The following is a 14,747-nucleotide window of genomic DNA, read 5'->3' on the forward strand; positions in this document are numbered from 1 at the left end:
GAAAAGGGGGTCAAGAAATTGAGACCCTTTTTTTATTTCTCTGTACAACATATGTACGGATCAAGGATCAAGGGGATCAAGTAATAAACGGGGATCAAGTAATAAACCTGTGGGATTGATAAATTACGCATACAAATTGGTAAGATTGGCATATTCCTTAAACGCTCCTGCAGACCAATTGCTCTATAGTTCACAAAGGAACTGCCTATTCTTTAAATCTCAATAAAAAGCCTGTAAGGCTTTCTTTTTTATCAAGACCTATTTTTTTTCTTAATCGGTGACGGGCAACTTCTGCTCCACCAATAGAAATGTTCATAATTTCGGCAATTTCTTTTGTTGACATATTCATCAATAAATAAGTAGATAAATCTAATTCTCTTGGAGAAATTGTTGGATATTTCTCTTTTAATTTTTTAATAAAATCGAAGTGAACATTCTTGATGTGTTTCTCCAAATCTTTCCAGCTTTTATCAGCGTTTATTTCCTTTGCAATACTTCTTCTCAGCTTTGTAAATTGAATTTTGGCTGATTCATCAAAGGATTCTAAATTGATATCTTTTAGTTTGTAAATGATTCCATTCAGGATTTTGTTTTTCTTTACTACTTGCAAAGAGTTATTAACTAGCTCCTTGTCTTTTGCTAAAATCTTAGTTTTAAGCTTGTCCTTTTTTAACTTTTCAATTTCTTTTTCCAGCTTATATTGTTCTTGCCTGATTCTGGATTCTTTTTCCAGATAAAGCCTTCTCTGCTCAATGGTTTCATAGTATTTGTTCCTTCTTATTTTCATTTTTATTCGTTTCCTAATAAAAAATATTGCTGCAATAGCAAGTAAAATATAAACTAAATACGCTAAAAAATGCCTGTACCATGGTGGAGAAACTGTAAATGCAACAATTGCCTCTTCTGATTGAATACCATAGCTATTTCTTGCTTTTAATTTCATTTTATAATCACCTTCTCTTAAGTTGGTATATTCCTTAATTGAAATTGTGGACCAGTTGCTCCACTTGTCATCAAAACCTTCCAATTGATAAGAGAATTCAATATTTTCAAGATTTTCATAAGTTGGAGATGAAAATGTGAATTTCACATGATTTTTAGCATACGGGATTAAATATTTTTCAGATATTTTTTTATCGTTTCCAAAAATTAGTGTGTCGCCTGGAAAAGAAAAACTTCGAATAAAAACGGTAGGTTTAGTGTCGGTGTTGTTTAATAGTTGTGAATTATAATGTGCTAATCCGTCTATAAGTCCTATAAATATGTTTTGTGGGTCAATGGTGTTTACAGAAAGAAAATCAGCGACTAAATTACCCGTCAAGTTTGAAAATGGAGCGACAATATTTGTATAACTTCCATTGTTGTTTTTCTTTAATTCGCCTAATGATTCATTGAATGCATACCAGAGGTTTCCATTGGTATCCTCAGTTAATGCTTTAATTTCTGGAATGTCTTTAAAGATTTGACTCATTTTTTTATCTTCGTAGAATAAGTCTTGCTCTTTTGAATAATTGTAAAAATGATTGTTTGTCTGAAAGTAAATGCTGTTGTTTATTTTCTGAATGCTTCCAAGACCTTTGTCATTAGCAGACAGATTATGAATAGTTTTTATTGATTTAAACTTTTTCAAATCAGAAGACAGTGCCATTTGATAGAATAATCCACCATTTTTTAGCCATAAGTAGTCATTGTCCAGTTCGAAAGATATAGAGGATTTGTAAAGACCTTCAACTTGATTTATGAATTCAAAACCATTAGCTGTCATTTTGAAAATAGCAAACCCATTGCTATTATTTGATCCAATAACAAATTTTGGCTGACTGGGGATTTTTTGAAATTCAAAATAGCCATTTTTATCCAATATTTTAATCACTTTTCCACCTTCAATCACTAAAGCACCATTATTATGTGCACATAACAATTGATTTTCAATTACTTGAATATTCCAGGCTTGACCAGTTGTTCCTTCTACAAGAGTAAAACTACCTTCTTTGAAGTTTTTATTCCAAGGATGATAAAAAACGCCTTGGTTTGTTGCCACATACAGGTTTTCTTTATAAACGATGGATGCATAAACAGTGCCCAGATTATAGCTAAAGCCAAAATAGCTAAAAGGAGAATTTTCATTAATAAATGTAATTCCGCTATCTAAACCTAACCAAAGATTATCTTTGTTGTCAATAAAAGAGGTTAGCACAGTATTATTCTGGAGTCCTTTGGCACGATCAATATGTTGAATGATTTTCCCATTTAAATCACATATAATAATCCCTTCTAAGACCGAATTGAGTGCAATGAATTTATCTTTTATGGGTATGCCTCCAAGTGAACCATTCTTTTTGATGAAAATATTCGCTTCGGTATCCCATGGTGTCATTTTTTCATTACTATAAATAAAAAGTCCCTTGTTTAAAGTAGCAATGAGCAGTTTGTTATCAGGCATTGGAAAAATGCCCCAGATTTCCGTGTTATTTAAAACAGTGGTGTTTTTTAACTGGAATAGTTTTTCATTTTTATACTCTACTACTCCTACCATTTTATCTTGAAAATACAAATGGTTATTTACTTGAAATGAAAATTGGAATTTAGTGGGTGCTTCCAATATTCTAAGTTTGTTGTTCTTAAAGATATAAGCCCTTTCAAAAGATTGAAAAATAACTTCTCCTTTAAAAATATGTATCTTCCAAATGAAACCAGCTAACTTGTCTTTAGTTGAATTTACCATTTTAGATAAAGAAAAATATTCCAGTTTTCCCTTAGAATTAGCTTTAAAATAGCCAAATTCATCTATGCCACCAACAAATATTGTACCCGAATCATCAATTTTTACTGACCTAATTAGGGGAGAATTTGGTGAGTTGTATTTTCGCCATGATACACCATCAAATTGAAATAAGCCCTTATTGTTGGCAAAGTAAATATTCCCGTTTTTATCCTGGTCAATATTCCAGTTTTGAGGCCCACCCTTATAATCGGATCTTTTATAATTTTTAAGATCAGGGATTCCAATGTTTTTGATTTGACCAAAAATGGACATTACAAATAATAGAAAAAAAAGTGTGGTTAATAATTTTATTTGATTCATGAATTAAACTATAAACGTATACTTGATATTTTTTAAATATTTTGAATTTATTTATCCCTAGTCATTTAAATCTTTTGTGATATAAAAAAGTATTTTCAAAACTAAGTTAGCCGTTTTTTGTGAATGTAACTTTAATTTAAAAAATAAATTATAAATAGTAATATTTTAATTTTTTAATTTACTTAAAATCAATATATTAAAATTTATTTGATAAGGTTTTGTTTTGGTAATAATTAGTGTTTGTAAGGTTTTGTTAAGGAGTTTAATTATGGATTACCTGCAAAATACACTTATAATTGTGGCATGTTTGCAAAGATGCAAAGAAAATAACTAAACTAAATTTAAACTATTATCTAATGAAAAAAATTACTAAACTACGTGTTTTGTGTTTTTTATCATTATTGTTCACCACCTACATTCAAGCTCAAGACTTGACAGTAAGTGGAACAATTAGTGATGGAAATGGAATTCCGCTTCCTGGAGTTGCCATATTGCTTAAAAACACAACAAAAGGAACAATAACAGATTTTGATGGTAAATTTGAAATTGAGGCACCTTCCAATGGTGTGTTGGTAGTAAGCTATATTGGCTATACGACCATAGAGGCACCAATTAATGGTAAAAGCAGTATTACAATAACCTTAATCGAGAATGTTGAAGCTCTTGACGAAGTTGTCGTTGTAGGCTATGGAACCCAAAAAAAATCAAACCTTACAGGATCTGTTGCGAGTATTAAAACAGAAGAAATTAATAAGTCTACCAGTACCTCAATTGGTCAATTATTACAAGGAAAAGCTACTGGACTGCAAGCTTTACAAAATAGTGCGCAACCAGGTGGATCTGTAAGTCTTGTAATTCGTGGAGTTACAACACAAAATGCCAGTAGCAATCCCTTAATAGTTATTGACGGCTTTCCAACTTCAGGTGTTTCTGGCGAGTCGGGCGCATTTTATGGATCAGGCAGTAGTGACAATGCTTTAAATAGTATTAATCCCAATGACATAGAATCAATTGAGGTTTTAAAAGATGCCAGTTCAACCGCCATATATGGGGCACGTGCTGCCAATGGTGTCATTTTGATCACTACAAAAAGAGGAAAAGAAGGGAAAATTAAGGTTAACTATGAAGGTTCTTGCTCAACTCAGAGATATTCTGAAGTTTGGGATATGCTAGGCGCAAAGGACTACATGTTACAAGCCAATAGAATATTAAAGGAAAGATGGCGTGCACAAAATGACATATATCCTTACGGTACAATTGCAGAAGCAGATGCCACAGTTCCATTTACTCCACGATATAGTGATACGGATATTACTGAGAAGAGTCAAAATCCTACTGACTGGTTGGGTGCTATTTTGCGAACAGGTTTTATAAACCAACAAAATTTGTCTATGTCTGGTGGAACATCAACGTTTAAATATATGAGTTCAATTAACTATTATAATCAGGATGGTATAATCAAAAATAATGATTTTCAAAGAGTTACTGGAAGAGTTAATTTGGATCAAAATATCGGAGAATTTTTTAAAGTTGGTATTTCATCTATGATAACCAACAATACTACAAATAATGTTCCGTTAGGCGGAGGTAATGCTGGAGGAATTGTTCAGTTGGCAATAACTGCAAACCCAATAATACCCGTTCGAAATCCAGATGGGAGCTATCCGCAAGATCCTAACAATACTTTTACTCCAAATCCGGCATCACTGCTTGAAATAACCGATGTGACCAAATTCAAAAGGCAGTTAATTAATTCATTTATTGAATTTAATCCAATTAAAGACCTTGTATTTAGGTTGAATTTGGGGTATGATGGAAGTCATACTGAAAGGAATCAGTATGTTCCGAAATCAACAAAAGAAGGATTTGATAAAGGAGGTATAGCCAGTATTTCAAATAACCGATTTGATAACACCATTATTGAAGGTTATGGTAAATATACAAAGCAAATCTCGGATCATAATTTATCTTTGTTAGCAGGCTATTCCTATCAAAAATTTCAATCATCAGGATCAAGTATTTCTAATACAGATTTCATGTTTGACTCGTTTAAATGGTATAATATTGGGTCAGGGCAAGCCGAAAAACCTTTAATAAGTTCCTATGGTGGTAGTTACAACCTAATTTCATATTATTCCAGATTAAACTACAATTTCAAGGAGAAATACTTATTAACAGCAAATTTTCGTATTGATGGCTCTCCCAAGTTTGCAGAATCAAAACAGTGGGGCTATTTTCCATCATTATCTGCTGGTTGGAGAGTGTCCGAAGAGCAATTTTTCCAAAGCTTAAAGCCAGTATTCTCAAATTTGAAATTTAGGATTGGTTATGGGGTTACCGGTAATGATGATGTAGGAAATAGAACCCTCGACGCCTATAGAGTCGGTCAGAATTTTGGGTTTGGTAATCTGGAAACCTTTGGGGTATATGCCAGCCAGTTGGGTAACAAAGATTTAAAATGGGAATCAACCAAAGATATTAACCTTGGTTTTGATTTTGGATTCCTAAACGAAAGAATTAATGGCTCTTTTGAAATTTATCAAAAAACAACTTATGACCTTTTAAGTTCAAGAATATTGCCAAATCATAACGAAATCACTTCAATTCCTGACAATATTGGGGCAATACGTGCTAAGGGTTTTGAATTTTCAATTAACTCACATTTATTGAACTCCGACAAATTCAAATGGAATATGGGATTGAATTTGTCTTCTACACGTGTATTCTGGCAAGAAAGGGCTGATAACTGGAAGCCGGAAATTTATGAAGGTTATCATGATCCCGTTAGAGCTATATACAGTTATGAGTCAGATGGAATAACTGAATTGGGTGAAACTGTTGCACATATGCCTGGTGCCATACCGGGAAGTATAAAATTCAAGGATATCAATGGTTATGAAAGAGATGCGAATGGCGATCCAATAACCGATGCTAATGGACACTTCGTATTATCAGGACAACCAGATGGCGTCTTGGATAATGCGGATAGGAAACTAATGGGATCTTGGGATCCAAAATATAATCTTGGTTTTTCAAATACCTTTAAATATAAAAATTTTGATCTAAATATTTATATGTATGCCTTTTTAGATTATAAGAAAGTCAATAATACAAGGAATAGCTTTTCGTTAGAGGCCTATAGAATTACTGAAGGTTGGAATTTATTTAATGAAGTTAAAAATGATAGCTGGAGTAGTGATAACCCAACTGGTACGCGACCAAATGTTCTTTCAGGATTATATAATTCTTATGGCACAGGTGATTACAATATTGAAAAGGCTGATTTTTTAAGATGTAAGAATATAACCCTGGGTTATACATTGCCAACAATAAATGCTCTTGGAATTTCCAAAGCCAGAGTTTATGCTTCTGCAGAAAATTTGTTTGTGCTAACATCTTTTTCAGGAACTGATCCAGAAACAGATAGTTTTGCAGGATATCCTAACCAAAGGTCTTTTACTATTGGTCTTAACCTAGTTTTTTAAAATAATAAATTTATTTTGTCATGAAAAAAATAGCTTTTACAATATTTGCTTCCTTGTTTTTGTTAACAGGTTGCAACGAATTAGAACTTGATGATTATACTATAATCAGCCCTAATAATTTTTTAAAAACTGCGGATGATGCTAAGGCATTGGTAACTAGTTGCTATTATGATATTATGCATAATGGAGATGGCGGTATGTATTGTTTTTCAGCCTTTAGTTTTCCTTTGGTTACCGACCTTTCTACTAACGTAATGAGATGCAATTGGGGTAATGGAACTAGTGATTGGGCGGTTCAATTTAGACAATCCTACACACCGGAATCTCCTGGGTTTACTCGTAATCTTTGGGCTTATTACCGGAATTTGAGTAAATACACCCTGGATATTGACCGAATTAATGGGATTAATGACGCTTCGTTAACGGATGATCTTAAAACCAGATATGTCGCAGAAATAAAGGCAATTAGGGCTTGGACCGCTTATTTGCTCTATAATACATTTGGAACATTTCCGATTGCAACACTTGAGCAATTGAAAAACCCGCTTGACGAAGTGTTATTAGAAAGGGCATCAAACGAAACTGTTGAAACGTTAATCACAGATGACCTGAATGATGCCATCTCAGCGCTTCCTGTATCATATCCTGATGCTGATTACGGACGTATAACAAAGGGACATGCTTTAATGATTTTACTAAAGTTTCAAATGTTCAAGAAACAATGGACGGATGCATCAAATACAGCAAGGCAAATTATTGCTTTAAATAAGTATGGATTGATGAATAGCTATAAAGATATATTTTCTAAAGCTAATAGACGCAATACAGAATTGATTTATTCAATTCCTGCGAGTCAGGTTACTGGTGCAAATTATTGGCTAAGCTGGACACTTCCTTATAATTTTCCTACTACTAATCCGACCATTAGTAAATGGAATGGATACAGGATAACCTGGGATTTTTATGACACATTTGAGGTAGCTGATGAAAGATTGGAAACCATATTTGCTGAATATACTTCCACTTCTGGTGACTTAATTACAAAATCAAATGATCCGGATGGAATTTTTAATTGGGGACCAATTCCAATGAAATATGGAGAGGACCCAGATGTAAATGGTCATCAAAGTACAATAGATTATATAGTATTTAGATATTCAGACGTTCTTTTGTCGTTGGCTGAAGCTATTAATAATACGGCTGGTCCTACTAGTGAAGCAATTGGTTTGGTTAATCAAATAAGAAATAGAGTCGGGTTACCGGATTTAGCTTCTGAAAAGACAGCAAACATGGCTTCATTCAATGATGCCATTTTAAATGAAAGAATGCACGAGCTTTATTGTGAAGGATTTAGTAGAGAAGATTTGATAAGACATGGGAAACTTGTTGAAACTTTAAAGCAATTATCTGGTACCGATATGGTTAGTGAGGATAGAAGCCTATATCCTATTCCACAATCAGATATCACAGCATCAAAAGGTGCAATAAAACAAAATCCTGGATACTAAATATTTAGTTGAAATACAGTTTGTATTTCTGGCTTTCAGATTTTTCAATATAATTTAGTTAAAATAAGGGGAGTGTGTGGGACAAATTTAAGCCTCCCCTCTCTTTTAATTACCAAAAAAGAAAATTTTAGCTGAAGTTAATATACTTCAGTCAGAATTTTTATAAAGATAAATTTTCTTTAAAATACGGAAGAGTAAAAATTAGAGGAAAATTGTTAGTTGGTAGTGGATTCTGGTCTGCTTTATTGATGTTGGGAGATAATATTAACTCCGTTTCTTCGAATACATTTGGAGAAATTGATATTATGGAACCCTTTAATCAGGTTTTTTCATGGTTTTAAATTGTGATATGGAGGTAATTTTGGAGGAATAATTGATCTTGATTTTACTTCCTCCACTTTTGAGATGGATTATGTTAGAGTTTATAGTTAGTGGGTTAGTTTGGGTAGTTCTTCATTGGGAGTCTCTATTTGTAAATTGGTAGAGGCTTCAATGGAGAACCATAGTAACAATATCATTCAAAAGCTGATTAGTAATATGCAATTCCCTTTTTAATTAGAATTAGGGTAGAAGCTGCATAATACAATAACACTTTTAATTAACAAATAATAAAACTAAAAATTAATGTTTAGAAAATTTTTAAAAAATAAATTATTAATACTGTTTTTTTGCACAACAACAGTTGTAATTGTTAATGCTCAGGACAGTAATAACTCAAAATCTGTAGAAGCTAAAATAGACCATATAATTTCCTCATTAACTTTAGAGGAAAAAGTGGCAATGTGCCACGCACAATCTAAATTTAGCACCCCGGGAGTTGAAAGGCTTGGTATTCCTGAATTATGGATGTCTGACGGGCCTCATGGGGTTCGCGGAGAAATTAATTGGGATAATTGGGGGTATGCTGGATGGACAAACGATTCCATAACTGCTTTTCCTGCATTGACTTGTTTAGCTGCAACATTTAACCCCAATTTATCTAAAGATTATGGAATAAGTATAGGAGAGGAAGCTCGTTATAGAAAAAAAGATGTGTTATTGGGGCCGGGCGTGAATATATATCGTTCTCCTTTAAACGGTCGAAATTTTGAATATATGGGAGAAGATCCGTTTTTGGCTTCAAAACTGGTAGTTCCATACATTCAAGGGGTGCAACAAAATGGGGTTGCTGCTTGTGTAAAACATTATGTGCTCAATAATCAGGAATTATGGAGAGGTCATATTAATGTTGAAGTAAGTGATAGAGCATTACACGAAATTTATTTGCCTGCATTTAAAGCCGCTGTTGAAGAAGGGAAGGTCTGGTCAATCATGGGAGCTTATAACCAGTTTAGAGGTCAGTTTTGCGGTCATAATAAAGTATTATTGAATGATATATTGAAGAAAGATTGGAGTTTTGACGGTGTAGTCATATCAGATTGGGGTGGCACCCATGATACAAAACAAGCGGCTCTTTATGGGTTGGATATAGAAATGGGAACTGGTACGGATGGTTTAACATCATCAACAAAAAATGCTTACGATTTGTATTATTTGGCTGGTCCTTTTTTAAAATTACTTAAGAGTGGCGAAGTTAAGGAAGATGTTTTAAATGATAAAGTTAGGCGGATTTTACGCTTAATGTTTCGTACAAACATGGCTCCGAATCGCCCTTTAGGAAGAATGAACAATCAGGAACATATTGATGTCGCCAGAAAAATAGCTGGAGAAGGTATTGTATTATTAAAAAATGACACCTCTTTTTTCCCTATTGATACCTCAAAAAAAATAATTATTGCAGTTATTGGTGAGAATGCTACCAGATCCATGACAATTGGTGGTGGCTCCTCTGAATTGAAAGCCAAGATAGAAATATCTCCTTTGGATGGACTGAAAAAACGTTATAAAAACGCCACTATAATTCACGCAATGGGCTATGCCTCCGGCCCTTCGGCCTATGACAGGGTTATTCCTTCAGAATATGATTTAAATAAACTAAAACAAGAAGCAATTGAAGTGGCTTCAAAAGCAGATGCGGTATTGTTTTTTGGAGGGTTAAATAAGAATCACCTTCAAGATTGTGAGGGAGCCGATAGAAAAGAGTATAAATTACCATTTGGACAAGATGAATTATTAAATGAACTTTTAAAAGTTAATCCAAATATAGGAGTTGTATTAGTGAGTGGAAATGCTGTTGAAATGCCTTGGATATCTAAGGTAAAAGCCTTAATTCAGGCTTGGTATTTAGGTAGTGTTGCCGGTGATGCGATTGCAGATGTGATTAGTGGAGATGTAAATCCTTCAGGAAAATTACCTTTTTCATTTCCTAAAAAATTAAGTGACAATGCAGCACATTCTTTTGGAGAATTGAGCTATCCAGGTGACAGTATCAATCAGTACTACAAAGAAGATATTTTGGTTGGTTACAGATGGTTCGATACCAAGAAAATCAAGCCCTTATTTGCTTTTGGAGAAGGACAGTCCTATACAACATTTGAACTTTCAAAATGGAATACGGACAAGAAAGAATATGCAAAAAACGAATCGATTTTAATTTCGGGTAGTGTTTCCAATACAGGAAATGTGGATGGTTCAGAAGTAGTGCAAGTCTATGTTGGAAAACTAAATTCAAAAGTTAATAGAGCTGAAAAAGAGTTGAAAGGTTTCCAAAAGATTGCGGTTAAAAAAGGAGAAAACATTGATGTCCAAATTTCGATTAATGTAAATAGTTTAAGTTTTTATGATGAATCCATTTCAAATTGGAATCTAGAAAAAGGCGATTATTTAATTTATATAGGAAATGCATCAAACAATATTTCAAAAAAAATAAAAATAACAATCAAATAATCAAGGATAGTATAATGAAAACTTGTTCCTTTTTTTAAACATCTTGTGATGTCTCTTTTAAAAGTAAAATATAATAAATTTATGAAAACAACAATTTACGTACTGGTTTTACTAGTTTCATTCAGTATATATTCCCAGCAAAAAAACAAAATACAATCGAAACCCTTTTCAACAAAAGACAAAACAGTTAGGGTTTATACTACAGCAGATGATACAAATTTAAGATTGACGCTCACAGATACGTTGGTTCTCTCACCGTCTAAACAACCGTTGGAAAGTGAAATCTCGATTTTTGTCGAGCCTGAAAAAAAGTTCCAAACCTTTTTGGGTATTGGAGGGGCGATTACTGATGCAAGTGCCGAGGTTTTTGCAAAGTTGGACAAAGAAAAACAAGAAGAACTTTTGAATGCTTATTATGATGAAGAAAAAGGAATTGGTTATTCATTGTTAAGAACAACTATTCACAGTTCTGATTTTAGCAGCGAAAGCTATACTTACGTTGCAGAAGGCGATAAGGGCTTGAAAACTTTCAATATTGACCATGATAGACAGTTTCGCATTCCAATGCTTAGGAAGGCACTGAAATCTGCCAAAGGCAAATTAACAATTTATGCATCACCATGGAGTCCCCCAGCTTTTATGAAAAGCAATAATAATATGCTAAAAGGAGGGACATTACTGCCAGAATATTATCAATCCTGGGCAAACTATTACACAAAATTTATCAAAGCGTATGAAAAAGAAGGGATACCAATTTGGGGACTTACAGTTCAAAATGAACCTATGGCAGTTCAAACATGGGAATCTTGTATATATACCGCTGAAGCAGAAAGAGATTTTTTGAAGAATTTCTTAGGTCCAACGATGAAAAAAGAGGGCCTGGGAGATAAAAAAATTGTGGTTTGGGATCATAATCGCGATTTAATGAACCAACGGGCAAATGTCATTTTTTCTGATCCAGAGGCTTCCAAATATGCTTGGGGAATGGGATTTCATTGGTATGAATCTTGGGCAGGTGGAGCGCCAATGTTTGATAACGTTCGTAAAGTTCAGGAGGCTTATCCAACAAAAAAATTATTGTTTACTGAAGGCTGTGCCGAAAGTTTTGATGCAAAAAAATACCAATTTTGGGCAAACGGTGAACGATATGGAACTTCCATTATTAACGATTTCAATAATGGAACGGTAGGCTGGACCGATTGGAACATCCTTTTAGATCAAAATGGAGGGCCTAATCATGTTGGTAATTTTTGCTTTGCACCAATTCATGCCGATATCAATTCAGGAGAATTGATTTATACACCAAGTTATTATTATATTGGTCATTTTTCAAAGTTTATTCGTCCAGGTGCAAAAAGAGTAAGTACTGCTGCGAGTAGAAGTAGTTTGTTAAGTACTTCATTTCTGAATGAAGACGGGAAAATGGTAACTGTGGTGATGAATCACTCTAATAAAGAAACTACTTACAATCTAATCATATCTACCAAAATGTCGACCCTAAAAATTCCGGCTCATGGCATTCAAACGCTGGTTTATTGATTGAGTTGGAACGAGTACTTAAAATAGAGCTAATTTACATTGCCTGATAAAAATCGTCAGTATAGTTCTCGACTGATATTATTCAATATGGTGTCATTAACATTAAAGCTATATGAAAATTAACATGTTAAAGAAATTATTATTAATTTGAAATAAAAAAAACAAAGTAATGAAAACTACACATCTGAAAGATAAGAAAAGACTTATCCATATCCTTTTTTTAATTTTTCTACATTCAATATGCTCGGCGCAAACAAGTGATCCGGATCCATGGAAAATAACCGCGACAAACATTAATCCAGCAAACTATTATGGAATTACTGTTGCCAATGGAATGATTGGCATGGTTTCGTCTCCAGAAGTATTAAAGATAAATAATGTAACACTGGCAGGAGCTTATGATTTATATGGTCGTGGAAGAGTAAGTAATTTTCTAAATAGCTTCAATTTATTGAATATGTCACTCGATATCAATGGCAAGCGTGTCGAGGCTAAAAACGTCAGCAATTTTAAACAGGAGCTCGACATGAAACATGCCTGCTTTACCACAACTCTTGATTTTGGTGAGGAAGCTTCGATAAAATATACATACTATTCACTTCGTCATTTGCCGTTTAACGTTTTGATGGATATAACCATAATTGCAAAAAAAAATATTACCATCAATGCAATCAGCATCCTTGAAACACCAGATGCTTTACGCGATGTTCAAAACTATTTTAATGAAGTTGGCTCTATCAGCCTACTTACTTCAACCGCGAAAAGTCCGACAGGAAAATTGTTGCTCTGTGCTTCAAATACTTTTTTGTTTGATGAACAATCCGGGCAGGAGCCTAGGGTGAGATATCAGATGTGGGACAGTAATCTACACGAGATGAAATTCAGTAAAACTATTGCAGCAGGCCAAACGTATCAATATGCAGTTACCGGCTCATCAATTACATCCGCACATGATGCCGATCCCCTAAATCAGGCCGAGCGCTTAACCATATTTGCCAAACTGGAAGGTAGGGAGCGTCTGATTAGGTTCCACGAAAAAGCTTGGGAAGATCTGTGGAAGAGCGATATTATAATTGAAGGAGATTCACAGGCGCAGCAGGACGTGCATAGTATGCTGTATCATCTGTATTCCTTTTCCCGTGCCGGAAGTGCTTATGCTCCTTCACCAATGGGGCTGTCCGGACTTGGTTATAATGGTCATGTATTCTGGGATGCTGATTTATGGATGTATCCTGGTTTGCTGTTATTACATCCTGAAATTGCAAAATCTTTTGTTGAATATCGTTACCAGCGCTTAAATGCGGCAAAGCAGAATGCTTTTGCGCATGGCTATAAAGGAGCCATGTTTGCCTGGGAAAGTGCCGATAGCGGTGTGGAGGAAACACCTGTCTGGGCATTAAGTGGACCGTTTGAGCATCATATTACGGCCGATGTCGCCCTTGCCGCATGGAATTATTATTGTGTTACACAGGATAAGCAATGGTTACAGGAAAAAGGTTGGCCCATTCTGTCTGCAACTGCAGATTTTTGGACCAGCCGGGTAGAAAGGAATGGCCCGGGTCATTACGATATTAAAAATGTTGTTGCAGCGGATGAATGGGCAGAAAATATAGATAATGATGCCTTCACTAACGCTGCCGCGAAAGCCAATCTGCGAAACGCCGCAGCTGCCGCAAAAATATTAGGATTAAAACCTGACCCTGATTGGGAAACAGTCGCACAAAACATACCAGTATTAAAATTTCCTGATGGGGTGACTAAAGAATTTGATACCTACAGGGGCGAAAATATTAAACAGGCCGACGTTAATCTACTGGCTTATCCGCTCCACGAAGTTACCAACCCCGACGCTATAAAAAAAGACCTTGAATATTATGAATCAAGGGTTGGCAATGGTCCTGCTATGACACATGCTATTTTTTCAATCCTGTATTCGAGGCTTGGTAATGGAGAGAAAGCGCTGCTTGCATTTAAGAACGGATACCAGCCCAATGCATTGCCACCCTTTGGTGTGCTCGCTGAATCAGCTGGTGGGACTAATCCATATTTTGCTACGGGAGCAGGCGGATTGGTACAGGCGATGCTTAACGGATTTGGAGGGCTTGAGATTACTCCCAACGGCATTATCCAAGTAAAATCAAAATTGCCTATGGATTGGAAATCGTTAAAACTAACTGGCATTGGTGTTGATAAGAAAACGTATATAGTAAAGTAAAAATCCGGATAATCATGATAAACGGGTAGGCTATAATCTGCAAGATTTTTAAGAATTAATACCAGCTCATGGAATTCAAACATTAGTTT

6 protein-coding genes are annotated in these 14,747 nt (G+C 34.6%); 5 read left to right on the forward strand and 1 reads right to left on the reverse strand.

Going from position 1 to position 14,747, the window contains the following annotated elements:
• Positions 1-205: 205 nt before the first annotated feature.
• On the reverse strand, positions 206-3,085 hold the full coding sequence (locus tag ACGLWY_RS13405) for a triple tyrosine motif-containing protein (RefSeq protein WP_396620172.1): 2,880 nt from the start codon (positions 3,083-3,085) through the stop codon (positions 206-208).
• A 356-nt stretch (positions 3,086-3,441) separates the two neighbouring features.
• Here ACGLWY_RS13405 and ACGLWY_RS13410 point away from each other — a divergent pair, with 356 nt between their 5' ends.
• The 5 genes from ACGLWY_RS13410 (at position 3,442) to ACGLWY_RS13430 (ending at position 14,658) form a co-directional block, all read left to right on the forward strand.
• The gene (locus ACGLWY_RS13410; RefSeq protein WP_396620173.1) at positions 3,442-6,570 is read left to right on the forward strand and encodes a SusC/RagA family TonB-linked outer membrane protein; all 3,129 of its coding nucleotides are present in this window, start codon (positions 3,442-3,444) and stop codon (positions 6,568-6,570) included.
• A 20-nt stretch (positions 6,571-6,590) separates the two neighbouring features.
• A complete protein-coding gene (locus ACGLWY_RS13415; protein ID WP_396620174.1) occupies positions 6,591-8,078 on the forward strand; it encodes a RagB/SusD family nutrient uptake outer membrane protein in 1,488 nt (495 codons plus the stop codon).
• Positions 8,079-8,702: 624 nt separating this feature from the next.
• On the forward strand, positions 8,703-10,904 hold the full coding sequence (locus tag ACGLWY_RS13420) for a beta-glucosidase (RefSeq protein WP_396620175.1): 2,202 nt from the start codon (positions 8,703-8,705) through the stop codon (positions 10,902-10,904).
• 81 nt (positions 10,905-10,985) lie between these two features.
• Positions 10,986-12,443 (forward strand): glycoside hydrolase family 30 beta sandwich domain-containing protein, encoded by a 1,458-nt coding sequence (locus ACGLWY_RS13425; RefSeq protein ID WP_396620176.1) that lies wholly within the window; start codon positions 10,986-10,988, stop codon positions 12,441-12,443.
• A gap of 169 nt (positions 12,444-12,612) precedes the next feature.
• Positions 12,613-14,658 (forward strand): glycoside hydrolase family 65 protein, encoded by a 2,046-nt coding sequence (locus tag ACGLWY_RS13430; protein WP_396620177.1) that lies wholly within the window; start codon positions 12,613-12,615, stop codon positions 14,656-14,658.
• Positions 14,659-14,747 lie beyond the last annotated feature (89 nt).

This window comes from Mariniflexile sp. HMF6888 (genome assembly GCF_044335535.1).
Lineage (GTDB): Bacteria > Bacteroidota > Bacteroidia > Flavobacteriales > Flavobacteriaceae > Mariniflexile.

Bases quoted from the DNA above. Each gene is read 5' to 3' on its own strand.
- ACGLWY_RS13430 (WP_396620177.1), top strand. From the start codon at position 12,613: ATGAAAACTACACATCTGAAAGATAAGAAAAGACTTATCCATATCCTT.
- ACGLWY_RS13410 (WP_396620173.1), top strand. From the start codon at position 3,442: ATGAAAAAAATTACTAAACTACGTGTTTTGTGTTTTTTATCATTATTG.
- ACGLWY_RS13420 (WP_396620175.1), top strand. From the start codon at position 8,703: ATGTTTAGAAAATTTTTAAAAAATAAATTATTAATACTGTTTTTTTGC.
- ACGLWY_RS13415 (WP_396620174.1), top strand. From the start codon at position 6,591: ATGAAAAAAATAGCTTTTACAATATTTGCTTCCTTGTTTTTGTTAACA.
- ACGLWY_RS13425 (WP_396620176.1), top strand. From the start codon at position 10,986: ATGAAAACAACAATTTACGTACTGGTTTTACTAGTTTCATTCAGTATA.
- ACGLWY_RS13405 (WP_396620172.1), bottom strand. From the start codon at position 3,085: ATGAATCAAATAAAATTATTAACCACACTTTTTTTTCTATTATTTGTA.